Here is a 23,953-nt window from a genome sequence, read left to right as displayed (position 1 = left end):
CCTGCCGAATGAAGTCCGAGGATACTGATGAACCTGAATAGGATTTCCCTGTCTGCCAAAGTGACGGCCATGGTAATGGGCTCGCTGGTCATTCTCGCCACGACCATCTATTTCGTGAGCGGCCTTGTCCTGAGTGATCATGCAAAATTCCAGGCGCAGGAACGGCAGGAATCCAATATGCGCGTTGCCTGGGACGTGCTGCGCCAGTACGGGCGGGAGTTCCGGGTGGACGCCGGCAGGCTCTATGCGGGCGACGTCCCGTTGAACGACCTCTCCGAACCGGTCGACCGCGTGAGGGAGCTTGTCGGCGGGACCGCGACGGTCTTCATGGGCGATCTGCGGATCACGACCAACGTGATGAGGCCGGACGGCAGCCGGGCCGTGGGAACCAGGCTCGCGCAGGGGCCGGTGTACGATGCCGTGCTCGTCCGTGGCGTGCCCTACCGGGGCGAGGCGGACATCATGGGAACGCCCTTCTTCACCGCCTACGATCCGATCAGGGACGCTTCCGGCAAGGTCATCGGCGTGCTCTATGTCGGCATCCCGAGTGCCGAGTTCTTCAGTGCCGTGGAAGGACTCGAACAGCGGATCGCCGGCCTGAGCGCGATCATCGTCCTCGTGGTGGCCGGCGGCTGCTTCCTGGCCGGACGTGTTCTGTTCAGCCCGTTGGCCGGGATGCGGACCGCGATGGAAAGGCTTGCCACCGGCGACCTGTCGGTCGAGATCCCCTGGGCCGCGAGGGCCGACGAGATCGGCCGGATGGCGCAGGCGGTTCAGGTCTTCAAGGACAATGCCGTCGCCATGGAGCGCCTGCGGACCGAGCAGGAAAGCGCGAAACGGCGCGCGGAGAAGGCGCGGAAAGCGGAAATGGCACGTCTGGCCGACCAGTTCGAGGCTAGCGTGAAGGAGTTGTCGGAGACGCTCGCATCCGCCGCGACGGAGATGCAGGCATCCGCCTCCTCCATGTCGGCCATCGCCACCCAGACCAGCCATCAGGCCGGCGCCGTCACGGCGGCGTCGGAGCAGGCCTCCGCGAATGTCGGCACGGTCGCCTCCGCGACCGAGGAGATGTCGGCCTCCATCGCCGAGATCGGCCGTCAGGTGTCCAGTTCCGCCGAGATCTCCGCCACGGCGGTGCGCGAGGCGACCCGGACGGCGGACATCATCACCGGCCTCGTCGAGGCGTCACGCGAGATCGGCGACGTGGTGCGGCTGATCAACGACATCGCCACCCAGACCAACCTCCTTGCGCTGAACGCGACCATCGAGGCGGCGCGCGCGGGAGAGGCCGGCAAGGGCTTCGCGGTCGTGGCGTCGGAGGTCAAGGCGCTCGCCAACCAGACGGCCCGCGCGACGGAGGAAATTCAGGCCAAGGTCATGGAGATCCAGGGTGCCACCGGCGGCGCCCAGGACGCCATCGTCAACATCGGCCGGACCATCGAACGGCTGCACGGGATCGCTTCGGCCATCGCGGCCGCGGTTGAGCAGCAGGAGGGCGCCACCCGGGACATCGCCGGGAGCATCCAGCAGGCAGCCCTGGGCACCCGCGAAGTGCTGGGCAGCATCGGCGGCGTGAGCCACGCGGCGACGGAAACCGGGGTTGCGGCGAGCCAGGTGCTTGGTGCAGCATCGAGCCTGTCGCGCGATGCCGAAAGGCTGAAGGGCGAAGTGGAAACCTTCGTCGCGACGGTCCGCGCAGCCTGAGGACAGACCCTCCATGAAGACCTTCGAGCCCCGCGACCCGGATTGGGAGGCGCGCTGCCGCGCCAAGGTGGATCTCCAGCCAATCATGCGGACGTTGGGAATCGAGCTGACCGGGCTGGAGCCGGGCTTCTGCGAGATGCGCATGCCCTTCCGGGCCGACCTGACGCAGCAGCACGGATTCTTCCACGCTGGCATGGTCACGACGCTGGCCGACAATGCCGGCGGTTTCGCCGGCTACACGCTGATGCCGGCGGGCAGCGAGGTGCTGGCGGTCGAGTTCAAGGTGAACCTGATGTCCCCCGCAAAGGGGGAAGCGATGATCGCCCGCGCCCGCGTGCTGAAGCCCGGCCGCACGCTGACCGTCGTCTCGGTCGAGGTGTCGATGCTCGACGGCGGGGTGGAGAAGGACTGCGCGGTCATGCAGCAGACCCTCATCTGCCTGCCGTCGAGCTGACCGCCGGTCAGAAGCGCATCGTCCGGACCTGCTCCGCCAGAGTCTTGCGGGCGGCCTCGATCTCCCGGCGCGCGGCGGCGATGTCGCGGGCAAGCCCGTCCAGGCCGGTTTCCGCCTCGCCCATCTTGTCGAGCGTGCGCTTGTAGAGGTCGCTGTCCTGCGGCAGCGTGCCAAGGTTCTCGCGCAGGCGTTCCTGTTCGCCGACCAGTTCGGACTGGGACTGCTCCAGCGCCGCAACGCGGCCTTCCGCGTCGGAGAGAGTGGCGCGCAGGCCGGCGAGGCGGGTCATGGCCTCGCGCATGGCCGCCGGAAGTTCGGTGGCCGAGGCATACTGCTCGATCTGGCCGGGGGCGAGATCGGTCAGGATGATGCGGTCGATCTCCGGCCGCTCCAGGACGACGGCCAGGGCCGCGATCCGCCCGCCGGTCACCTTGACCGGCAGCCGGTAGGCGTCGGCCGTGGCCTCGGGCGGCGTGCCGGCGGGCTCCACGAGCGTCCAGCCGTGCCGGCGCGGGTGTTCGATCAGCACGGTGCGCTCCTCGGCCCCGGCCGCCGCGATCCGGTAGGTGGTGGACTGCCGCTCGATGCGGGTGAGGCGGAGCACGCCGTTGGCGACGCTGGCACCGGTGATGGCGCCGCCGGGCTTCTCCTCCCGGTCGATGGTGACCGCCGGATCGACCGCGAAGCTCAGCAGCCGGCTCTCGCCGGCCGGCAGCGCCGCAAGGCGGGCGTCGCCGACATAGGCCGGGGCTCCGCCCACGCTTTCATAGAGCGTCAGCACGCCCGGCGGCAGGCCGCCGTTTCCGCCCTCGGCGGCGTTGCTCAGCCGCACGGCGGCGAGCGGGTGGCGGGGGTGCGTCCCCGGCTGGTAGAGCGCAAGGCGCTCGGCGGGCAAGGCGCGGGCGACGACCGGCATCATCAGCGTGCCGCCGTTCGCCAGGGTCACGGGCTGCGGGTAGCGGAACAGGACCTGGGCCGTGGCCTCCGCGCTTTCGGCGGCCATCGGCGCTGCCGGCCGCTGCGGCGCCGGGGCCGCCAGCTTCGCCATGGGGGCGATCATGGCCGGAGCCGGTGCCGCGGCCGGCGGGGGCGCCATCGCCGCACCCGCGCGGGATTCGGCCATGCCGTCGACCATCTCCATGGCACCCTCGTCGGGCTTGGGCAGCACGCGGCCGAGAACCTCCACGGGCACTTCCGGGCGGTTCACGAAATAGGCCGTGTAGAGGGCCTGGCGGAAGGTCACGGGGTTGCCGGACACGACGCTCAGCTCCACGTCGCGCCAGTCCTCGCCGCTGAGATTCTCCAGGACCGCCCAGCCCTGGAGGTCGCCGGACGCCGCACCCGCCTGCGGCAGGGTCAGTCGATAGGTGGACTTCCACAGGGGTGCCGCGACCACATAGGCGACGCGCAGCGTGCGGGGTTCGGTTCCGGCGGTGCGGATGGTCAGGCGCCGCCGCTCCTTCGCCGCACCCTGCGCCACGGCGGCCAGCGCCTGGTCGAGCTGGGCCTGGATGGCGGGGTCGGTGAAACGCAGGCTGTCGGCTTCCTCGAGGATGAGCTGGCGCACCCCCTCGGCCGTCATCAGGGCGACGCGGTGGCGGGTTCTGGTGCCGCCGCCGTTGGGAAGCTGTTCGGTCTCCTCCGTGACGGCCAACAGGCGGCCTGTGACCTCGCGGGCGCCGGCGGCGCGCAGCTCCGCCCCTTTCAGGGCGTTCAGCAGGGCGGGCAGGGAGGTCAGGTCGCCGGGCGTGAAGGGCAGTTCGCGGAAGGCGGTCTCAAGCGGCTCCTGGCCGGGCAGGGCGATGGTGCCGACGCCGCCGCGGTCGTCGTAGACGACGATGCTCTTCAGCACATCGTCGACCTGGTCACGGCGCACCTCAAGCGACAGCTCCGCCGGGCCGGACACGCGCGCCTCATACTCGAAGTAGCCGACGCCGCCGCTGGACAGCATGACCCGCTTCAGTGCCAGCCCCTCTTCCCCGGCGGCCAGGGCGGGGCCGGCCAGCAGGAGGGGGAGTGCGGCGGCGAGGAGGGCGTGCGGGCGGCGGGTCATGGAGGGGCTCTCCGGTGGTTGAACGGCCCCCTATCATTACGGCCCGATTGAGGCCGGATTGCGGAAGCTTGGCCTCTACCGCTTCCAGACGGTGCGGCCGCCCTTGCCGGCCTTGGACCAGTCCTTGGCGAAATAGGCGAAGTCGCGCGAGGGGCGGCCGAACAGATAGCCCTGGGCCAGCGGCACGCCGAGCCGGGCCAGCAGAGCCGCCTGTTCCTCCTCCTCCACCTGCTCGCCGACGAGGTCGAGCCCGAGCTGGCGGCAGACGTCCACCATGGAGCGCAGCATCGCCATGTCGCGCGGGTTGGCCGCCGCACCGCGCACAAAGGTGCCGTCGATCTTCGCGTAATCGGCCTGGAGGCCGTAGAGCGACTGGAAGGAGGTGGCGCCCGCCCCGACATCGTCCAGGCAGATGCGGTATCCGGCCCCGCGCAGCGTCTGGAGGACGGCGTTGAGCTGGGCGATGTCGGTGACGACGACCGTCTCCGTCACCTCGATCAGCAGCTTGGAGGCGAGGTCGCCGTAGGGTTCCGTCACCCTCTGGAACTGCTGGAGGAAGAGCGGGCTCATCAGCGTCTTGGCCGAAAGGTTGATCGCCACATCCGGCAGCTTCGGCTCCCTGTGGTAGAGCCGCAATGTGTCGAGCACGGACTGGGTCAGCAGCAGGTCGAAGTCGTGGATGAGGCCGACATCCTCGGCGAAGGTGATGAAGTCCAGCGGCGAATGCGCGCCCTCGATCCGGGTCAGCGCTTCCAGATGATGGACCTCCCCGGTCTCGATCGAGACGATGGGCTGGTAGACCACGGTGAAGTCGCGCTTCTCGATGGTCGCGCGCAGGCGGCCGATGCGTTCGACCGCGTCGGACATCATGCGCATGGCGCCATCCTCCAGATTGGAGATGGTGAACTCCCCGTCCTGGGCCGAGGCGAAGGCCTGCACCGTGTAGACCAGCGCGCGGGCCGCGTCGCCGGCGTCCAGCGAGTCGTCGGAGAGGTCGAGCGACCAGCTGCGGATGCCGCCGGGAAGCTCGCCGCCGGCATCGTGGATGATCCGGGCGATGTGCTTCTCGACCTCCTCGCCGTCGATGTCGGATGCGTGCACGATGCCGAAGCGGTCGGGAGCGAGGCGCCCGGCGCTGTCGCCGTCCGCCGAGATGCCGCGCAGATAGGCGTCGATCCCCTGGCGCACCTCGGCCGCCGCCCCGTCGGGCAGCGCCTCCGTCATGGACTGGAGCCCCTCGACCAGCAGCATCATCAGCCCATGTTCCAGCCCCTTCTCGCGGGCGCGGAGGATGCGGTCCTCCAGCACGCCGGTGAAGCCCGGGCCGTCCAGGAGCTGCCCCGTCGCCGCGGCGGCGGCCTCGTGGGTGCCGCGCGGGCCGGAGGCGAGCAGGATCGAGAGGAAGAGGGAGCCCGGGCAGGATTCGAGGCGGCAGCCGCCGAGCAGGGCCGGGAAGCGCTGGCCGTCGATCGCCTGGAAGGTGACGCGGGCCGGCTTGATGCGGGTCTTCTCACCGATGCGGTCGAACAGCACCTGGACGTATTTGCGGTCCGACGGCGCCACGAGGTCCAGAAGGCTGCCGCCGGCCAGCCCCGACACGTCGCCCGCCGTCAGCCGGCAGCGCGCCCCGGCGGAAAAGAGGATGCGGCCGCGCGTGTCGGTTTCGATCAGAAGGTCGGCGGCGGCGAAGGCGAAACCGACGAAGCGGTCCCGTTCACGGCTGGAAGGGCGAGGCTGCCCGGCCGGGAGAGCCCCGGCGGAGGGCGCCGCCGTCGGCTCAAGCACGGCCGTGGCCGGATCGCCCGGCCGGCCCCTCATGCCCTTCGCCACAGTCGACATGCCCTGCCGGATCGCTCAAAGGTTCTGCTGGCCACGCCAGCTGTCCCCGAGACGGTAGCCTCCCCGGCATTCGAATAAAAGTCGCAAGAAAGCCACAAGCGCAGGCCTATGACTTTCGCCTGTGCGTTCCGGCTGTCCGAACGGCTCGCGTCAGCGCGAGCCCTTGGGGAAGAGCCGGTTGACGTGGCCCATCTTCCGGCCCGGCCGGGCCTCCGCCTTGCCGTAGAGATGCAGGCGCGCGCCGGACTCGGCCAACAGGTCCGGCCAGCGCAGCACGTCGTCGCCGATCAGGTTCTCCATCTCCGCGTCGGCCACATGATCGACCGAGCCCAGGGGAAGGCCGCAGACCGCGCGGACGAGCTGCTCGAACTGGTCGGTCAGGCAGGCGTCCATGGTCCAGTGGCCGGAATTGTGGGGGCGGGGGGCCAGTTCGTTGACCAGCACGCCGCCGTCCGGCGTGACGAACATCTCGATCGCCAGCACGCCGACGAGGTCCAACGCCCCGGCGATGCGCCGGGCGATGCGGTCGGCCTCGGCGGCCGTCGCGGCGGAGACCTTGGCCGGGGCGATGGTCCGGTCGAGGATGCCGTTCTTGTGCCGGTTCTCCACCGCCGGATAGGCGATCATCGCGCCATCCGCCCCGCGCGCGACGATGACCGAGACCTCGCAGGTGAAGGTGACGAAGCCTTCCACGATGCCCGCGTCCGGCGCATCGGCCACGCCGATGGAGCGCCAGGCCTCGGCCGGGTCGGTGTCAGCACCAATGCGGGCCTGCCCCTTGCCGTCATAGCCGAGCCGCGTGGATTTCAGGACGCAGCGCGGCCCGATCTCCGCCACCGCGCGGGCGACCTCGGCGGCGCTCCCGGCGGCGCGCCAGGGCGCGGTGCCGATGCCCAGCCCGTTGACGAAGGATTTCTCCGCGATGCGGTCCTGCGCCACCGACAGGACGCCCGCACCGGGGTGCACCGGCGTGATGCGGGCGAGATGCTCGACCGCCGGCACCGGGACGTTCTCCCACTCCAGCGTGATCACGTCCACGGACCGGGCAAAGGCCTCCAGCGCGTCCAGATCATCCCAGCCGCCAACGGTGGAGGCCGCCGACACCTGCTCGCAGGGGCTGTCCGCCGCGTCCGGCGCGTAGACATGAACCTTGTAGCCCAGGCGGGCTGCGGCGAGCGCCGTCATGCGGCCGAGCTGGCCGGCGCCGAGCATGCCGATGGTGGCGCCGGGGCGCAGGCCGGGGGAGGGAATGCTCATGTCACGTCCTCGGGGAGCGGGATCTGGGATGGGCTGGCCGATGGTGGGGCCGGGGGTTTGCGCGGCCGGATCAGGCGGGGTCGTCCACCGGCGCCTCGGCGACGGCGGCGGTCTGGCGGGCGCGCCAGGCGTCCAGTGCGGCGGCCACCGCCGGGTCCCACAGCGCGATGACCGAGCCGGCAAGGAGGGCCGCGTTGATGGCCCCGGCCTTGCCGATGGCGAGCGTGCCCACCGGGACGCCGCCCGGCATCTGCACGATGGAGAGCAGGCTGTCCATGCCCTTCAGCGCGTGGCTTTCCACGGGAACCCCGAAGACCGGCAGCGGCGTCATTGAGGCGGCCATGCCCGGCAGATGGGCGGCCCCGCCGGCCCCGGCGATCACGACCTTGAGGCCGCGGTCGCGCGCGGTCGTCGCGTAGTCCACCAGCCGGTGCGGCGTGCGGTGCGCCGAGACGATGCGCGTCTCATGCGGGATGCCCAGCGCCGCCAGCGTGTCGGAGGCGTGCTTCATGGTCGTCCAGTCGGACTGGCTTCCCATGATGATGCCGACCAGCGGTTGCCGGTCCGCGGCGGCGGCCTGGGTGGCGGTGGCCTGGGCGGCGGTGTCGGCGGCGTTCGTATCGGCGGGCACGGTGTGGCGCTTTCCTCAAGGTCCGGAAAGCGGCGCATTATATGAGGCGCGTGCCCGGAGTCCAGCGTGCAGAGGGGCGCGGCCGAGGCCGCGGCCCTGCCGGGAGGGGCCGTGCGGCGGCTGTTGTGCGGTGTCGTGCTGAGCGGCTTCGCTGCACAACGGGCAAAAAGGGCGAAATGCCGTTGCCGTTCAGTGGGTTGGCACTGATCGCGCCGGGAAGGGCGTCTGTGCAGGGGACGGAGCGGCGCACATCGCCGCGCGCTTCACGCAATGATGTCGGGCAGCAGACGGCTCTCGATGACCGCGATCTGGTCCTTGAGCATGAGCTTGCGCTTCTTCAGCCGCTGAAGCTGAAGCTGGTCGTACGGCGGGCGTTCGACGAGGCGCGCGATGATGTCGTCGAGATCGCGGTGCTCGACGCGCAGGGCGGCCAGTCTGTCCTTCAATATCTCTTGCTCGTTCATCCGCGAAAGTCCGCTGGCTAAGCGGCGCGGACTATAACAGATTTCACCGTCCGCGATACGCCGAAACCTCCATTCGCGTCGGGGGTTATGGTGTGCGGGCGGAAACGGCGGAGTGGGATATCACATGGCGGCGAAGAAGCGGATCGGCATCCTCACCAGCGGCGGCGACTGCGCCGGCCTGAACGCGGTCATCCGGTCGGTGGTGCACCGGGCGGCGGGCCAGGGCTGGGAGGTTCTGGGCATCCGGGAGGGAACGCAGGGGTTGCTGGACCGTCCGGCGCGCACCCAGGCGCTGGACCTGCAGACGGTCGACGGCGCCATGATGCGCCAGGGCGGCACGATCCTCGGCACCACGAACCGGGGCGACCCCTTCGCCTATCCGATGCCGGACGGATCGGTCAAGGACCGTTCGGACGAGATCATCGCGGGTTACCGGGAACTGGGGCTGGATGCGCTGATCGGCATCGGCGGCGACGGCAGCTTCGCGATCCTGCGCAAGTTGGCCCAGAAGGGCGGCATCAACCTTGTCGGCGTGCCGAAGACCATCGACAACGATCTGGGTGCCACGGAGCTGTCGGTCGGCTTCGACACCGCCGTGGGCGTGGCGGTCGAGGCGCTGGACCGGCTGCAGCCGACGGCGGCGAGCCACCAGCGCGTCATGGTGCTGGAGGTGATGGGACGCGACGCCGGGCACATCGCGCTGGCTGCGGGCATCGCCGGCGGGGCAGACGTCATCCTCATCCCGGAGGTGAGCTATTCGGTGGAGCGGATCGCCGCGAAGATCCAGGAGGTCCGCTCCACGGGCCGCAACTTCGCGCTGGTCGTCGTCTCCGAAGCCGTGCGCACGCTGGAGGGAAGCGGCATCAAGAAGGCCCTCCAGGGTGGCGAGAAGCGCTATGGCGGCATCGGCGACTACATCGGCGAGCTGATCGCCGACGCGACCGGGGCGGAAACCCGCGTCACGGTGCTGGGCCATGTCCAGCGCGGCAGCCCGCCCAGCCCGCGCGACCGGCTCGTCGCCTCCGCCTTCGGGGTGCACGCGGTGGACTTGATCGCGGAGGGCCGGTTCGACCGCATGGTCGCCTGGTCGAACCGCGGCGTCATCGACGTGCCGATCGAGGAGGCCATCCGCAAATACGCCTGCGTCGAACTGGACAGCGCGCTGGTCCGGACCGCGCGCGGGCTGGGCATCAGCCTGGGCGACTGAGCGGTGGACGGCGGCGACGACAACAGTGGTGGCGGTGGCGGCAACCCGCTCTGGGACTTCTCGCTGGCGGTCTACGCCCGTCCGGGCGTGGCGGCCGCCTGCCTGGGCCTTCAGGACCGGCGCGGCATCGACGTCAACATGCTGCTGCTGGCCGCCTGGGCCGGGCGGGCCTGCGGCGTGGCGCTGTCGCGGGCGGAGCTGGAGCGCATCGATTCAGCAATAAGGCCCTGGCGCGAGGAGGTGGTCCGTCCCCTGCGCGCCGTGCGCCGCTGCGTCAAGGGCGAGGACGCCGGCCTGTATGACCGCATGAAGGCGGCGGAGCTGGCCGCCGAGCGCATTCAGCAGGACCGGCTCTTCGCGCTGGCCGGACTGACGGTGGGGCAGGGCGGCAGCACGGAACTGGCGCGCGCCAACCTGGGGCTTCTGCTGCCGGACGGGGATGCTGAGGACCGGGCGGCGGTGGAGGTGGTGCTGGGGGCGGTGTGAGGCAGCGTCTGCTTCCCTCTCCTGCCCCGGGAGAGGGATCGAACGCTGCCACCTACCGCGTCACCACGGTGCCGCCGTAGATGTGCTGGTCCTCGGACACCAGGAAGGGCTTGCCGGCGTAGAAGGCGGAGCAGCGTTTGCCGGCCTTGAGGCTGGTGAGGGCGACTTCCCATTCGCGGCCGCGCGGGCTGACGATACGCAGCTTGAGCTGGTCGAGCATGGGATAGAGCTGGTAGCCGTCGATGTTCGCCGGTTCGCCGCTCCCCTTCAGCGCGTCCTGCCCGAAGGTCAGGGTCTTGCCGCCGAGATCAACGCTGATCTCCTGCATCCAGGGGCAGCCGCCTCCCCCCTCGGCGGCCAGAGAGGGCGCCGCCGTCAGCAGCGCCGGGAGGAGGGAGATCGCGAAAAGGCGGGAAAGCTTCGGCATGGAGGGGTGGACGGTCCGGTTCGTGGATAAACTCCACGGCATTCCACCCGGCAATTGCAAAAATTGTGTTAAGCCCCGCCCTTCAACCCTTGGCGGCCTCTCGAAGGCCGGCCGCGCCGGCCCCCTTGCCCGAATCGTGGGGGTGCTTACTCGACCGGGCTGAAGGTCTTGTGGTCGGGCGAGAGCGCCCAGATGGCGCCTTCCTCCAGGTCGAACCACCAGCCGTGCAGTTCCAGCTCCCCGGCTTCCATCTTTTTCCGGATGAAGGGGAAGGTCAGGAGGTTTTCCACCGAGGTGCGGATGGCGGCGCGTTCGATTTCGGCGGGCGTTCCCTTGAACTGGTCGGGGCCGGGGCCGTCGGCATACTGGTCGAAGGCACCGGCGGCGATCGACACCCAAGGCGCCACGAAGTCGCCGTCGATGGATTCGCCCGAGCGCAGCCGGATCAGCCCCTGGATGCCGCCGCACTGGGCGTGGCCGAGGATGATGACGTGCGGCACGTTGAGGACGCGGACGGCGTATTCGATGGCCGCTGAGGTGCCATGATAATGGCCGTCCGGCTGGTAGGGCGGGACGAGGTTGGCGACGTTGCGCACGACGAACAGCTCGCCCGGCTCGGCACCGGTGAGCAGGGCCGGATCGACCCGGCTGTCGGAGCAGCCGATCAGCAGGACCTGCGGCTTCTGCCCCTCGCTGACGAGCTGGCGCATGCTCGCGGGGTTGCGCTCGTAATAGGTCGCGCGGAAGGCCTTGAAGCCAGCCAGCAGCTGGCGGATGGGTTCGTACCGCTGTTCGTCGGTCATGGGTCGAACGTCCTCTCCTGGTGCCGGCCCGCCCCGCGCGGACCATTTCTGCCGCACGGGGTATAAACGAGGGGCGGGTTCCATCCAAGGGGCTGTAACCGGCCTGTAACGAAAGTCGTGATTCAGCCGTCCGTTTCGCCCCAGCGGCGGACCGTTCCCGTGTCCAGCCCGAACAGGTCGAGCGCGCGCCCCACGGCATGGTCCACGAGGTCGTCGATGCTCCGGGGCTTGCTGTAGAAGGCGGGAACCGGCGGTGCAATGATCGCTCCCATTTCGGCCAGCGCCGTCATGGTGCGGAGATGGCCGAGATGCAGCGGCGTTTCGCGCACCATCAGCACCAGCGGGCGCCGTTCCTTCAATGTTACGTCGGCAGCCCGCGTCAGCAGGGTGGAGGTCACGCCGGTCGCGATCTCGCTCATCGAGCGGACGGAGCAGGGAGCCACGATCATGCCCAGCGCGCGGAAGCTGCCGCTGGCGATGGAGGCGCCGATGTCGGCCGCCGCATGGTTCACCGAGGCGAGGGCGCGCAGATCCGCGACCTTCATGTCGGTCTCGTGCGCCAGCGTGACCTCCGCCGACCGGCTGATCACGAGATGCGATTCGACGCCGATCCGGCGCAGGGTTTCGAGCAGGCGGATCCCGTAGATCACGCCCGACGCACCGCTGATTCCGACGACGAGGCGTGGGGGGGAGGTCATGGCCGCCTGATGTAGCGCGCCCGGACCGGCGCGTCCAGTGGGGGAGGCCGGAACGGTTCCGGCCGGAGCGAACCGGCCACGATGCATCGCAGGCGATTTATTTGGCAACGATGAATGCGCATGGCAGCCAACCGGATGCAGCGCGCACTTTAATATCGCACACGACACGATCGCGGCATATGTTTCCCTCACGGCGATCGACGGTCGCCACCGAACAGCAGAACGAACCAGCCGGCGCCATGAGGGCGACGGCAAACAACCCAAGGCCCCGAGAGGCCGAACAGGAGATTTACCATGACCATCCGCAACGCCATCGCCGCCGCCGCCCTGTCCACCGTCGCCCTGCTGTCGGGCACCGGCTTCGCCGCCGACTTCGGCGCGCAGCTGAACGAGGCCAAGGCCGAGGCCGCCGAGGCGGCCCGCGAGACCCGCGAGGTCGCCGCCATCCACCTGAGCGCGGCCGAGGGCTACGCCCGGTCCGGCAATCAGGCGAGCGCGCAGCAGTACCTGAACTTCGCCCGCGGCAAGCTGGGCCTGCCGGTCACCCAGGCCCAGGCCGCCCAGCCGGTCGTCGCCTCCGGCGCCGCAGCCCAGGCCACGCAGGACAACGGCATCACCGGCCTGCGCCCCGAAGCGCGCTGACCGCCCGGCGCGCAAGCGGCGGGGGCCTGCCGCTTCCCTCCCAGGCTCCCGCTCAATTGTTCCGAATTTCTGAACAGTCTGCTTCAGTATTGAGAGTTTATCCCGAACCGGGGAACTCTTAGCTTTCTCTCACGGCCGGAACGACACCGGCCACCCCCTCAGCCCCCGGCGTACCGCCAAGGGGGCGCACCCTTCAAGGAGACCTTCCATGACCATCCGCACCACGATCGCCGCCGCTGCCCTGTCCACCGTTGCCCTGCTGTCGGGCACCAGCTTCGCCGCCGACTTCGGCGCTCAGCTGAAGGATGCGCAGGTCGCCAGCCAGCAGGTCGACCGCGAAACCCGCGAGGCGGTGACGCCGGCTCTGAACGCCGCCCAGTCCCTCAGCGCCTGGGGCGCCCAGGGTCAGGCGCAGGATTACCTGACCTACGCCCGTGCCAAGCTCGGCCTCTCCGGCTCGGCCATCGCCGCCACTCCGGTGGTCGCCGCTCCGCAGGCCGCGGCGGTCCAGGCGAGCGACAACGGCATCGTCGGCCTGCGCGCCGAAGCGCACTGACCGCCACGGTCCTACCGTCCCGAAACGAGCAGCAGTCTTCCCTCAACGGCCGGCACAACGCCGGCCACCACTTTGGCCCCGGCGCATCGCCTAGGGGCACGACCTTCAAGGAGACCTTCCATGACCATCCGCACCACGATCGCCGCCGCCGCGCTGTCCACCATCGCCCTGCTGTCGGGCACGAGCTTCGCCGCCGACTTCGCCTCGCAGCTCTCCGAGGCGCAGGTCGCCAGCCAGCTTGCCGAGCGCGATGCCCGCGAAGCCGCCGTCCCGGCGCTGAACGCCGCCCGGTCGCTGAGCGCCTGGGGCTACCAGGACCAAGCGCAGGACCAACTGAGCTTCGCCCGCAACAGGCTTGGCCTGTCCGCCTCCTCGGCCATCGTCGCCGCGCCGGTGGTTTCGGCTCCCCAGGTTTCGGACGCGGGCATCGTCGGCTTGCGCGCCGAAGCCCACTGACCGCGACGCCCGCTTGATCCGGGGACCCGGCTGTCAGGCCGGGATCTCCCGTCACCTTCCGCGAGGGAGTTTCCGATGAGCCTTGCCTGGTCCCTGGCCGAGGGCGCAGCCCTTTCCACCGTGATCGTTACCCTTTACGTCATTTGCTTCGCCGCCCAGTAGGGCCGGCGGCGTGCTGCCACCCCTTGCCGGTTCCGTGACGACGCACCATTCTCCCCCTTCCCAACGCGCGGGGGAGCCCTGAAAGGGGCGGATGTGCGCGGCTGGTCTTACTCGGAGCGTCACCAGCGTCATACAAGCAACGGCCGAGAGCGCGCGGCCTCCTTCTCCTTTGGCACGGTGCGCCCGGACAGCGGTGGAAGCCTTCAATGAGGGAGGCGGCCACCGCTCCCGGTCACCCGGCGCCCAACGCTTTTCTCCCAATTCGAATCCGCGCGTGATCCCGATGGCCTCGACGAACGCCTCGTCGTGGCTGACCACGAGCAGGGCGCCGTCGTAGGCGCGCAATCCCGCCTCGATCGCCTGGACGGCGTCGAGGTCCAGATGATTCGTCGGTTCGTCGAAAATTTCACCGTCCGTGTCCTCGCTGCGGCCCTTGCACAAGGCCCATCGCGACGCGCGGCATGCCGCCCTGGGCGGCCTTGCGCTGGCCGGCCCAGTCCTTGCGCGCTTCCGACCGCGCATCCAAGCCGGCGCGCGGGCCAGCGCCGACCGAAGCCGCTCCTCCAGGGTCCAGTCGGCACCGGCAAGCTCCTCGCCGTCCGTGTTGCCGCTTTCCGCGCGGCGGAGCAGGGCGAGCATCGTGGTCACGCCGAACAGGTCCGCGACCGTCCTGCCGGGGGCGGAGCCGGTGGACTGGCGCATGACGGCGAGCGTGCCGTTCAGCGAGACGCTTTCCGTACGGGGGGGAAGGCTAAGCGCGATCCCTCATCGGGCCAAGGTGGTGTGTTCCGGCCGTCAGGGCAGGGCGGGAACCGCGCGTCCGGCCGTCTCCCGCCGCAGGGCGTCGAGGAGGCTGGTCCGGTCGAAGGGCTTGGGGATCAGCGGGATGCCCAGCGACACCGCCTCGGCGGCCATCTCGCTGTAGCCGGACATGAGGATGACGGGGAAGCCCGCCCGCTCGTCGCGCAGGCGCTTGGCGAGGCCGAGCCCGTCCAGGGGGCCGGGCATGCGGATGTCCGAAACCAGCACGTCGCCGACACCTTGCCCGATGGCGTCCAGCGCGGAGGCGGCGTCGGTGAACTGCCGCACCTCGCAGCCGGATTCCGTCAGCACGTCGGCGATGACCTGGCGGACGTCGTCGTTGTCCTCGGCGAGGATGACGCGCAGGCCGGGCGGCAGGCCGCGGACGGTCATGACGTCGCCGGGGAGTTCCGGGGCGGGTGAGGGGGCGGCCTCGGGGATGCGGACCGTCACGGTGGTGCCGGCGCCGACGGTGCTCGCCACGCTGGCCGTCCCACCGGCGGCGCTGGCGAAGCCGTAGACCTGGCTGAGACCCAGGCCGGTGCCCTTTCCGAGATCCTTCGTGGTGAAGAAGGGCTCGAAGACATGGGGCAGGCTTTCGGCGGGGATGCCGGCGCCATTGTCCTCCACCGACAGCTCGACCGCAGGCGGTTCGGATGGGGTCGAGGCTGGCGCGCGGCGCAGGAGGATGCGGAGCGTGCCCCCGGACGGCATGGCGTCGCGCGCGTTGGCGGCGAGATTGAGGAGCGCCAGATCGAGGAGAACCGGATCGACGCGGACCAGCAGGCCGGGGGCGAGGTCGAGCCGGAGGTCGATGTCCCCGCGCAGGGAGTGGCGGATCAGTTCCAGATTGTCGCGGATGCGCGCCGCCGGGTCGAAGGTCGTGACCTGCCCGGCGGTCCCCCCGCGGGAGAAGACCAGCAGGTCGCGCATCATCCGCGCGCCCTTTTCGACCGCCATGTCGATGGCCGCAAGGCAGCGCTCCAGCCGGGCATCCTCGGTCAGGCCGTGGGCGCGCAGCCGCAGGCGCAGCACCTCCGCGTTGCCCTGGACGCCCATCAGCAGGTTGTTGACGTCGTGTGCGATGCCGCCCGTCATGCGGCCGAGCGCCTCCATCCGGGCCGTGCGCTCGCGGGCGGAGGCCTCGCGCCGGTCGGCGATGATTTCCCGCCGGAGCAGCCAGATGAACAGTCCGGTCAGCACGAGGGTGGAGAGGCAGGCGGCGCCCAGCAGCCAGACGGCACGCCGGATGGGCTCCTGGTACAGGTCCAGCGGCAGGGCGACGTGCGCCGACCAGCCGGTCGCCTCCGATGTGCGGTAGGCGGTGACGGTGGGCGTGCCCTCCGGCGTCACCCCGTCATAAACGCCGGCACCCCCCTCAGCCCGAGCCCGCGCGGTCGACTCGCTGGCGAGCCCGCCGACCCGCCCCGGCACGTTGGGCGCCACGACGACGCGCCCGGCCCCGTCGATCAGGAAGCCGCGGAAGGCGGGGCCGGTGGAACTGGTCAGGATGTCCTTGAGCCGGTCGGGCCGGACGGTGGCGACCAGCGTGTGGGTGACCGCCCCATCGTGAATCACGGGAACGCGGACGCTGAGCATCCCGTTGGGGCTGCGCTGGGAGGGGCCGGGGCCGGCCAGATTGCCGATGATCGCCTGCCGGGTGGCGACGACCTTGTCATGGCCTTCCCTGTCCACGACCGCCGGCAGGGGGAAGTCCGGGGGCAGGCCCGTGTTCAACAGCTGATGGCCTTCCGGGGCGGCGAGTATGACGCGGTCCCACAGGGGCAACTCGGACTTGAAGCGGACCGCCTCCTCCCGGAAGGCGGCGAGGTCCGGGGGCGTGGGGTCCAGGGCCGGGGACCGGGCGAGGACCTTCAGCAGTTCGATCTGGGTGGACAGCTCGCGCTCGACGCGGTCCAGGACCTCCGCCGCGCGGCGGACGGCCTCGTCCCGCAGCCGGACCTGCTGTTCGCGCAGGGCGAAGACGGTGCCCCCGGCCGCCAGCGCGATGAGCGGCAGCAACATTCCAACAAGGAGGAGGAGCAAACGCTGCCGCACTTCACTGCTCCTGGAAAGATCGATGCGTCAGCATAGAGTGGGCGCATCCGGCCCTGTCAAGAACGCGCGCCGTGTGCGGCGGGGCATGGCGGAGCCTTGGCGTGGTTGGCTTCAGCCGCGCTGGAGAAGGTTCTCGATGGCCTTAAGCAGCGCGCCCGTCATGAAGGGCTTGGTCAGCACGATCAGCCGGCCCGGCTCCTCGCGCGGGATGCTGTCGCTGTAGCCGGTCATCACGACGATGGGCAGGCCGGAGCGGCGCTGGCGGATCAGCCGGATCAGGCTGTTGCCGTCCATGACCGGCATGCGCATGTCCGTCACCAGCAGCGCCGCCGGGTCCGATTCGTCCAGTTCCAGCGCTTCGAGCCCGTTGTGGGCCACCGTGACCCGGTAGCCATGGTCTTCCAGCATGCCCGCCAGGGCGAGCGCCACGAGATCCTCGTCTTCGGCGATGAGGATGTGCGGAGAAGCGTCCATCATGTATCCAGCCAGCGAACAGCGGTTGCCTGCATAGCAGGTCCCATACGGAATGGGGTGTGAAATCGGGTAAGGAAGTTGTGGAGCATCGGGATGGCTCAGCGGGCCTGGGGCGGGTGACCGGTCGCGCCGGACCTCATGCGGCGCGCCTTCTCGCGCCGCAGGGCGTGCTGTTCCCAGAAGAGCAGGCGCAGGTGATGGCCGGCGGTGGCCTCGATGTCCAGCAGGATCAATTCCCGGATTTCCTGCAGGCGAAGCTCCAACTCCTCCGCCGGCAGGCCGGCGAGGTCGGCCGCCGCCGGCAAGGCGGGAAGGGCTGGAGGAGGGGGCGCTTCATCTTCTTTGCCACTCGCCACAACCCGATGTCCCGTGCCGTCACGCCGTCATGATCGGACCCATTGATGCAGCCTTGACCGTTTCGAGTCAAATTAACATAGGTTAATGGAGGCCCGGGGTTGGACGCCTGTTTCGAGGAGCGGCAACGCCATGCTGGGCAGTCGTTCCGAGCGGGCGGTGGGCCGTTGCCTGGGGATGCTCCGACAGAATAGGGCGAGGTTGCGCGAACCCCAAGCGGACATGAAAATGCCGGGAGGTTCACGCGGGGCGATTTTGCCCGGATTTCCAATGGGTTAAAGGATTGGGGCAGCGGACGGAGCGCCGGTCTGTTAGGCTGTGCAGGCGGGGTTCGCGCGAAAGCGGGAATTTCTGGTTCTTGGACAAGTGGATAGACAGAGGCTGTCGCTCCCCGTGCGGGAGCGTGGATTGAAACGCGCGCGTCCCCGCCGAGCACCGCTACCGCGCCGGTCGCTCCCCGTGCGGGAGCGTGGATTGAAACTGTGGTTGCCGGGCGCCCGGCGCGTGAGGATTAGGTCGCTCCCCGTGCGGGAGCGTGGATTGAAACATGTCTCGTGATTGTGGCGGCCGGCAGCGCAGGGGTCGCTCCCCGTGCGGGAGCGTGGATTGAAACACGGGCATGTTCCTGTCGAAGACCGACGCGGCGAGTCGCTCCCCGTGCGGGAGCGTGGATTGAAACCGCAGCATGCCCCCCAGGTCCCGCCGGGTCGCATAGTCGCTCCCCGTGCGGGAGCGTGGATTGAAACCTGCGGGGCGCTGAAGATCTGATTGCCCGATCCACGTCGCTCCCCGTGCGGGAGCGTGGATTGAAACGTGCCGCAGATCGTGGAAGCGTAGCCGGTCATCATCGTCGCTCCCCGTGCGGGAGCGTGGATTGAAACTCCCGGCGTTGCGCCAGGACCGGCTGGACGCTGATGTCGCTCCCCGTGCGGGAGCGTGGATTGAAACCGACGCCATGCGTGATGCCCGCGACCAAGTCGAGGAGTCGCTCCCCGTGCGGGAGCGTGGATTGAAACGACGTGGACGTGCGCGACCTCATGGCGGGTGCCGGGTCGCTCCCCGTGCGGGAGCGTGGATTGAAACATGGAGCAGGTCGTGGGCGCCGCCCCGGAGGTAGTCGCTCCCCGTGCGGGAGCGTGGATTGAAACACCGCTTTTGCGCAGGGCTGGCAGGCCGACGTCAACGTCGCTCCCCGTGCGGGAGCGTGGATTGAAACCTGTGGCTGGCCTTCGGCTCGCTCGACCATCTGGCCGTCGCTCCCCGTGCGGGAGCGTGGATTGAAACTGGTGCGTGCCGGCGGTGGCGCACCTGCTGGGCCGTCGCTCCCCGTGCGGGAGCGTGGATTGAAACCTGCCGAAGTGTGCGATATGCCGAAGCGTGCGGGTCGCTCCCCGTGCGGGAGCGTGGATTGAAACACGCCATCCCTCAAGGCGGCGAGGAACCATGTGGTCGCTCCCCGTGCGGGAGCGTGGATTGAAACCGCTGCTGTCACCGTCAAGGATCCCGTTGTGCCGTCGCTCCCCGTGCGGGAGCGTGGATTGAAACGGGCGCCGGACCAGCATCAAGCTGACGGCAGCCGGCGTCGCTCCCCGTGCGGGAGCGTGGATTGAAACCACCGAGCCGCATCACCTGATGCGCGGGGTTGAGCGGGTCGCTCCCCGTGCGGGAGCGTGGATTGAAACATCGTGCCCATCGGGATGGCATGCCCATCGCCGGGTCGCTCCCCGTGCGGGAGCGTGGATTGAAACCGGGCCAAGGGCCTTCGCGTCAGCGACGCGACCGGTCGCTCCCCGTGCGGCAGCGTGGATTGAAACAGCTTGGCCATGGTGTGGCTCCCCTGGATCAGGTCGCTCCCCGTGCGGGAGCGTGGATTGAAACCGCCAGGGTAGTCCGCCACATCAACTCCATCCCACGTCGCTCCCCGTGCGGGAGCGTGGATTGAAACACGGTGTCGCGCGCTGACCGGCTCCAGGTCCTGGTCGCTCCCCGTGCGGGAGCGTGGATTGAAACAAGTACATGGTCTGGACGCTGGGCGAGAATTTCGCCAGTCGCTCCCCGTGCGGGAGCGTGGATTGAAACAATGCGCTCATGCGGGCCGGCCAGGCCGCGGACGTCGCTCCCCGTGCGGGAGCGTGGATTGAAACGTCTCCTGGGATGACGCAAAGCTGGCCGTGGCTCTGTCGCTCCCCGTGCGGGAGCGTGGATTGAAACCCGGTGGATACCGACAAACGGGCGAGCGATCCCTTGTCGCTCCCCGTGCGGGAGCGTGGATTGAAACCTTGCGAATCTCCCCGCCTCCACCATTTGGCCTGTCGCTCCCCGTGCGGGAGCGTGGATTGAAACGCCCCAGACGGCTGGATGACCAGGAAAAGCCCAGGGTCGCTCCCCGTGCGGGAGCGTGGATTGAAACTCCAGCATCGCATAGACATGCCGACGCTCGACGGAGTCGCTCCCCGTGCGGGAGCGTGGATTGAAACTGGTGGGGGATCGGGAACGCGCTGGGCAAGGGGCCGGTCGCTCCCCGTGCGGGAGCGTGGATTGAAACCAACACCGCTCCGGACATCTGGCCGGACGACGACGGTCGCTCCCCGTGCGGGAGCGTGGATCGAAACCAGGTGGGCGCGCGCTCGATGAGCCAAGAGCCGGTCGCTCCCCGTGCGGGAGCGTGGATTGAAACTTTGCGATGATGGCCGAGTACGAGGCCAACCAGCGTCGCTCCCCGTGCGGGAGCGTGGATGAGCCACCTATTCAACGATCACGCCGGAAGACCGTCGCTCCTTCACCTGCCCGGGCATGAAGAACCCGCCAGCGGGCAGCCGGCGGGGCTTGGGCGAGGTGGGTGTCAGGTGCCGAAGGTCACATGGCCTTGAGGATCGATGGCCCAGAAGGGGTTCCAGGCGATCTCCCATGCGTGTTCGTCCGGATCGCAAACATAGCCGCTGAAACCGCCATGAGGGGGTTCGACGGGGCTTTTCAGCAGATGGCCGCCGAACTGCAGAAGGCGGTTCATCGTGGGCTGCACGTCCTCGCGGGAGGGCGCATTGTGGGCCAGGGAAAAGGCTCCCGGCCGGGAGAGCCGCTCTCGTTCAGTATCGGCCGCCAGAGCCGTTTCCAGCCACGTGCCGAGAACGAAGCCGTTCATTTGATAGAAGATGATTTCCGCGTTCTCGAAAACCGGACGCCAGCCGAAGCCTTCGACGTAAAACCGCCGCGACCGCGCAAGATCGCTGACGCCCAGCGTGATCACCGAAATCTGCTGTTGCATTGGACAATCCCCAACGTTGCCCTGAAGCGTCATGCCTCAGGGTTCACGTCGCGGGACTTGGCGCCGACGCGCCAGCCAGAGCCCCCGAGGGGGCGACCGGGCTAACCAAACCGGTCCGCCTTTTTCGACGCCATGAGGTTAGGCCGTGGGCGTCTTCCCGGCAAGTGGCCGTACAGGCTTGCGCTCTCACCCCGACCAGAGGCTTCCGCTCCGGACGGCGCGTCACCGCGCGGATGTGCGAGTGCGGCTGTCCGCGCCGAGGCCAGGCGGCCAAGCCTCGTGCCCCAAGCCGTCCGGTGATCCGCTTGGCCGCCGGGCGCGTATGAGGGGGGAAGGGACGCAGCGGGAAGGGTCTGAGCGTTGGATGTGGTTCATCTCATCTACGAGGTCATCAAGGACGCGGCGAAGCGGATGCTGATCTCCGACCGGGCGGCGCACCCGGTTCTCGCCTCGGAGGCGGGCATGGAGGTGGCGAGGCTCGTGGCGGGGGCGGGTTACGGGGAGAAAGGGGCGCATGAGGTCGCCGCCTGGGCGATCCGGGAGACCGGGCGGCTGCACGCGACGATGGAACGGCTGCGCGCGGGCAAGGCGTTGGGCTGACGCCGCGCCTTATTTGGTGCGGGCCGATTGATCTGAATCAAGGCGCGCGGCGCGCGGGTCCGGAGAGTGGGGCCGTGGAACCCCCTGCGGCAGGCCCGGACTGATGGAAAACGCGATCTCAAGGCTCATCGTCGATACGGCGCGCAGCATGCTGGCGTCGGAGCGCGGCGCCCATCCGGTGCTGGTCTGCAAGGCCGGGATGACGGTTGCCCGGCTGATGGCGCTCGGCGGCTGCCACGAGGATCAGGCGCACCGGGCCGCCGCCATGATCATGGCGGAGATTCACCACCTGTACGAGGCGATGCGGCAGTTGCGGGCGCAGGCGGGTGGGGAGGACACGACCAGTGACCGTGGCGGCGGCCACGGCGGGCCGGCCGTTCCCGGCCCCTCCGACGCCGCGCCGAAGCCCTGACGGGCCGGATCGCTACACATCGACCTCCAGCGTCACCTTCACCGGGTCGAGCACGACCAGGGTGCGGAAGGTGGTCACATGCTCGTTGTCGGCGAAGAGGCGGCGGGACAGAGTCTCGTAGCTCGCCATGTCCGGGACCAGCAGGATCAGGATGAAACCGCCGTTTCCGGTGACGAAATAGCATTGCTGCACCTCGGGCGCCTCGCGGAACAGGCGCTTGGCCGCGTCCACGACGGGGGAGCGGTCGCTGTCCAGATGCACCTCCACCACGACGGTCACGCCTTGTCCGGCCGCCGCGGGGTCGATGACCGCCACGTTGCGGCGGATGACGCCGCTGGCCTCCAGCCGGGCGATCCGGCGCTGCACGGCGGGGGCGGACAGGTTCACGGCCTCTCCGATCACCCGCTGGGGCGTGCGGTTGTCGCGCTGGAGGATGCGAAGGATGGCGCGGTCGTGGCCGTCGAGTTCGTCCGGCGGGCGAGCGGATGTTAAGCGCAAGGCGGCTCTCGCGAAAAAATGTTGCAGCGCGGGGCGCCAAATTAAGCGCTTCGCGCGATGCCGTCACATTATCTTTGCGCCGAACATCGAACAGGCCCGAGAGGGCCGTGCCCGGAGCCCTCGGCGTGGCCAACGCATCCTTCCAGACCGACCCCGCTTCCAAGACCGACTCCGCGGCGCTGCCGCTGCTGTTCCTGCTGGCTTCGCTGCTGTCGCAGTATGTCGGGGCGGCGTCGGCCAAGTCGCTCTTCCCGCTGGTCGGGGCGGAGGGCGTCACCGCCCTGCGGGTTGGCATCTCGGCCGTGCTGCTGCTGGCGCTGTGGCGGCCGTGGCGGAGCCGGGTCGGTGGGCGCGACCTGCGCAACCTGATCGTCTACGGGGCGACGCTGGGGGCGATGAACCTGTGCATCTACCGGGCGATGGAACTGATCCCCATCGGGATCGCCATCGCCATCGAGGTGACCGGGCCGCTGGCGGTGGCGCTGCTGGGCTCGCGGCGGCTCCGGGACGTGTTGTGGATCGTCTGTGCCGCGGCCGGGCTCGGCCTGCTGCTGCCGGTGGAGGGGGCGGCGCTCGATCCGTTGGGGGTGGCCTATGCGGCGGCCGCCGCCCTGTGCTGGGCGCTCTACATCGTCTTCGGAAAGCGGGCGTCGTCGCTGCCCGGCGGCAGCGCGGTCGCCTGGGGGATGCTGGTCGCCGCGACCTTCACCGTGCCGCTGGGCGCCGCGCACGCGGGTGCGGCGCTGCTGGCGCCCGGTGTCCTTCTCGTCGGGCTCGCGGTCGCCGTCCTGTCCAGCATGGCGCCCTATTCGCTGGAGATGGCGGCGCTCCGCCGGCTGCCGTCGCATGTGTTCGGGCTGGCCGTCAGCGCCTCGCCCGCGGTAGCCTCGATCGTCGGCTTCGTCCTGCTGGGCGAGCGGCTGAGCCTGCTCCAATGGGCGGCGGTTGCCCTCGTGATGCTCGCCTCGGCGGGCAGTGTGCTGGCGCGGCCGCGTGGGGCCGGGAAGGCTTGAGAGCGGGCAGGGCCGAAGGTCTCACCGGTGCAGGGAGGCGAGGCGATGGCGACGGGAAATGGGGCAGGATACGGGCCACGCGCGGCACGTTGGAGGGTGGCGGGCTGGAGGGTGGCGGGATGGGGCGCGGCGGCGCTCCTGATGCTGCTGCCGCTTCTCGCGATGCAGGTCACCGGCGCGGTGGACTGGGGCGCGGCGGATTTCATCCTTTTCGGCGCCATGCTGGCCGGCGCCGGCGGCGGCTTCGAGCTGGCGGCGCGGATGACGGGCAGCCGGGCCTACCGGGCGGGCGCCGGGGTGGCGCTCGCGGCCGCCTTCCTTCTCGTGTGGCTGAACCTCGCCGCCGGCGTCATCGGGACCGAGGACAACCCCGCCAACCTGATGCATGGCGGCGTGCTCATCGTGGGTATCGTCGGCGCCGCCATGGCGCGCTTCCAGCTGCGTGGGATGGCGCGCGCGCTGGCCGCGACGGCGCTCGCCCAGGCGCTGGTCGCCGTGGTCGCGCTGGCCGCCGGGCTGGGCGAGGCGTTGGCGGCGACGGGATGCTTCGTCGCCCTGTGGCTGCTGTCGGCCTGGCTGTTCCGGAAAGCGGCGCGGGAGCAAGTCCCCGCGACCTTGTCGCCATAGGGCGGGCCGGCG

General features: G+C 69.7%; 25 protein-coding genes and 1 CRISPR repeat array. Of the genes, 11 read left to right on the top strand and 14 right to left on the bottom strand.

All coding sequences use genetic code 11. From position 1 onward, the window contains the following. Positions 1-27: 27 nt before the first annotated feature. The gene (locus JUB11_RS23145) at positions 28-1,704 is read left to right on the top strand and encodes a cache domain-containing protein (RefSeq protein WP_211112600.1); all 1,677 of its coding nucleotides are present in this window, start codon (positions 28-30) and stop codon (positions 1,702-1,704) included. 13 nt (positions 1,705-1,717) lie between these two features. After that, a complete protein-coding gene (locus JUB11_RS23140) occupies positions 1,718-2,158 on the top strand; it encodes a PaaI family thioesterase (protein WP_207461143.1) in 441 nt (146 codons plus the stop codon). A 7-nt stretch (positions 2,159-2,165) separates the two neighbouring features. On the opposite strand, the gene JUB11_RS23135 is transcribed toward JUB11_RS23140, so the two are convergent. The 5 genes from JUB11_RS23135 to JUB11_RS23115 form a co-directional block, all read right to left on the bottom strand. After that, the gene (locus JUB11_RS23135) at positions 2,166-4,211 is read right to left on the bottom strand and encodes a DUF4139 domain-containing protein (RefSeq protein ID WP_207461142.1); all 2,046 of its coding nucleotides are present in this window, start codon (positions 4,209-4,211) and stop codon (positions 2,166-2,168) included. A 75-nt stretch (positions 4,212-4,286) separates the two neighbouring features. Continuing rightward, positions 4,287-6,050: an EAL domain-containing protein gene (locus JUB11_RS23130; RefSeq protein ID WP_247887265.1), complete on the bottom strand. Its 1,764-nt coding sequence runs from the start codon at positions 6,048-6,050 to the stop codon at positions 4,287-4,289. A 150-nt stretch (positions 6,051-6,200) separates the two neighbouring features. Further along, positions 6,201-7,307: a 5-(carboxyamino)imidazole ribonucleotide synthase gene (locus JUB11_RS23125; RefSeq protein ID WP_207461141.1), complete on the bottom strand. Its 1,107-nt coding sequence runs from the start codon at positions 7,305-7,307 to the stop codon at positions 6,201-6,203. Positions 7,308-7,377: 70 nt separating this feature from the next. After that, entirely contained in the window at positions 7,378-7,845 is a 468-nt protein-coding gene (gene purE / locus JUB11_RS23120) for a 5-(carboxyamino)imidazole ribonucleotide mutase (protein WP_207461162.1), read from the bottom strand. 356 nt (positions 7,846-8,201) lie between these two features. Continuing rightward, positions 8,202-8,402: a YdcH family protein gene (locus JUB11_RS23115; RefSeq protein WP_207461140.1), complete on the bottom strand. Its 201-nt coding sequence runs from the start codon at positions 8,400-8,402 to the stop codon at positions 8,202-8,204. Positions 8,403-8,526: 124 nt separating this feature from the next. Between JUB11_RS23115 and JUB11_RS23110 the strand changes: the two genes are divergently transcribed. Both JUB11_RS23110 and JUB11_RS23105 read left to right on the top strand, forming a co-directional pair. Further along, positions 8,527-9,609 carry an ATP-dependent 6-phosphofructokinase gene (locus JUB11_RS23110; RefSeq protein WP_207461139.1) on the top strand — a complete coding sequence of 361 codons (1,083 nt, stop codon included), beginning with the start codon at positions 8,527-8,529 and terminating at the stop codon, positions 9,607-9,609. 3 nt (positions 9,610-9,612) lie between these two features. Continuing rightward, a complete protein-coding gene (locus JUB11_RS23105) occupies positions 9,613-10,095 on the top strand; it encodes a TIGR02444 family protein (RefSeq protein ID WP_207461138.1) in 483 nt (160 codons plus the stop codon). A gap of 52 nt (positions 10,096-10,147) precedes the next feature. Here JUB11_RS23105 and JUB11_RS23100 read toward each other — a convergent pair whose 3' ends face one another. From JUB11_RS23100 to JUB11_RS23090, 3 genes are all read right to left on the bottom strand, one after another. Further along, a complete protein-coding gene (locus JUB11_RS23100) occupies positions 10,148-10,522 on the bottom strand; it encodes a hypothetical protein (protein ID WP_207461137.1) in 375 nt (124 codons plus the stop codon). A 146-nt stretch (positions 10,523-10,668) separates the two neighbouring features. Next, a complete protein-coding gene (locus JUB11_RS23095) occupies positions 10,669-11,325 on the bottom strand; it encodes a carbonic anhydrase (protein WP_207461136.1) in 657 nt (218 codons plus the stop codon). A 122-nt stretch (positions 11,326-11,447) separates the two neighbouring features. Next, a complete protein-coding gene (locus JUB11_RS23090) occupies positions 11,448-12,023 on the bottom strand; it encodes a UbiX family flavin prenyltransferase (protein ID WP_207461135.1) in 576 nt (191 codons plus the stop codon). A gap of 294 nt (positions 12,024-12,317) precedes the next feature. Here JUB11_RS23090 and JUB11_RS23085 point away from each other — a divergent pair, with 294 nt between their 5' ends. The 3 genes from JUB11_RS23085 (at position 12,318) to JUB11_RS23075 (ending at position 13,677) form a co-directional block, all read left to right on the top strand. Then, positions 12,318-12,665 (top strand): hypothetical protein, encoded by a 348-nt coding sequence (locus JUB11_RS23085; protein ID WP_207461134.1) that lies wholly within the window; start codon positions 12,318-12,320, stop codon positions 12,663-12,665. A 208-nt stretch (positions 12,666-12,873) separates the two neighbouring features. Continuing rightward, positions 12,874-13,221, top strand: coding sequence for a hypothetical protein (locus tag JUB11_RS23080; protein WP_207459963.1), 348 nt, complete (start codon positions 12,874-12,876; stop codon positions 13,219-13,221). 120 nt (positions 13,222-13,341) lie between these two features. Beyond that, entirely contained in the window at positions 13,342-13,677 is a 336-nt protein-coding gene (locus JUB11_RS23075; RefSeq protein ID WP_207461133.1) for a hypothetical protein, read from the top strand. 51 nt (positions 13,678-13,728) lie between these two features. On the opposite strand, the gene JUB11_RS23070 is transcribed toward JUB11_RS23075, so the two are convergent. From JUB11_RS23070 to JUB11_RS23050, 5 genes are all read right to left on the bottom strand, one after another. After that, positions 13,729-14,541, bottom strand: coding sequence for a hypothetical protein (locus tag JUB11_RS23070; protein ID WP_207461132.1), 813 nt, complete (start codon positions 14,539-14,541; stop codon positions 13,729-13,731). Positions 14,542-14,634: 93 nt separating this feature from the next. After that, positions 14,635-16,698, bottom strand: a complete 2,064-nt coding sequence (locus JUB11_RS23065; protein ID WP_207461131.1) for an ATP-binding protein — start codon at positions 16,696-16,698, stop codon at positions 14,635-14,637. Positions 16,699-16,809: 111 nt separating this feature from the next. Next, entirely contained in the window at positions 16,810-17,175 is a 366-nt protein-coding gene (locus JUB11_RS23060; protein WP_247887264.1) for a response regulator, read from the bottom strand. A 95-nt stretch (positions 17,176-17,270) separates the two neighbouring features. Continuing rightward, positions 17,271-17,528 carry a hypothetical protein gene (locus tag JUB11_RS23055; protein WP_207461130.1) on the bottom strand — a complete coding sequence of 86 codons (258 nt, stop codon included), beginning with the start codon at positions 17,526-17,528 and terminating at the stop codon, positions 17,271-17,273. 381 nt (positions 17,529-17,909) lie between these two features. Further along, a CRISPR array of direct repeats spans positions 17,910-20,328; the repeat unit is 32 nt; unit sequence GTCGCTCCCCGTGCGGGAGCGTGGATTGAAAC. 40 nt (positions 20,329-20,368) lie between these two features. Beyond that, the gene (locus tag JUB11_RS23050) at positions 20,369-20,791 is read right to left on the bottom strand and encodes a VOC family protein (protein WP_207461129.1); all 423 of its coding nucleotides are present in this window, start codon (positions 20,789-20,791) and stop codon (positions 20,369-20,371) included. Between the two features lie 360 nt (positions 20,792-21,151). On the opposite strand from JUB11_RS23050, the gene JUB11_RS23045 reads away from it, so the two are divergent. Together JUB11_RS23045 and JUB11_RS23040 are read left to right on the top strand one after the other, a co-directional pair. Further along, the gene (locus tag JUB11_RS23045) at positions 21,152-21,391 is read left to right on the top strand and encodes a hypothetical protein (protein ID WP_207461128.1); all 240 of its coding nucleotides are present in this window, start codon (positions 21,152-21,154) and stop codon (positions 21,389-21,391) included. A gap of 103 nt (positions 21,392-21,494) precedes the next feature. Continuing rightward, on the top strand, positions 21,495-21,803 hold the full coding sequence (locus JUB11_RS23040; RefSeq protein ID WP_207461127.1) for a hypothetical protein: 309 nt from the start codon (positions 21,495-21,497) through the stop codon (positions 21,801-21,803). 12 nt (positions 21,804-21,815) lie between these two features. On the opposite strand, the gene JUB11_RS23035 is transcribed toward JUB11_RS23040, so the two are convergent. Further along, on the bottom strand, positions 21,816-22,301 hold the full coding sequence (locus JUB11_RS23035; RefSeq protein ID WP_207461126.1) for an Lrp/AsnC family transcriptional regulator: 486 nt from the start codon (positions 22,299-22,301) through the stop codon (positions 21,816-21,818). 125 nt (positions 22,302-22,426) lie between these two features. On the opposite strand from JUB11_RS23035, the gene JUB11_RS23030 reads away from it, so the two are divergent. Both JUB11_RS23030 and JUB11_RS23025 read left to right on the top strand, forming a co-directional pair. Beyond that, complete coding sequence (locus JUB11_RS23030) at positions 22,427-23,314, top strand: EamA family transporter (protein ID WP_207461125.1); 888 nt, start codon at positions 22,427-22,429, stop codon at positions 23,312-23,314. Between the two features lie 45 nt (positions 23,315-23,359). Then, a complete protein-coding gene (locus tag JUB11_RS23025) occupies positions 23,360-23,941 on the top strand; it encodes a hypothetical protein (protein ID WP_207461124.1) in 582 nt (193 codons plus the stop codon). Positions 23,942-23,953 lie beyond the last annotated feature (12 nt).

The organism is Azospirillum sp. SYSU D00513 (genome assembly GCF_017356015.1).
GTDB lineage: Bacteria > Pseudomonadota > Alphaproteobacteria > Azospirillales > Azospirillaceae > Azospirillum.
This window is presented reverse-complemented; position numbering and strand designations above follow the sequence as displayed.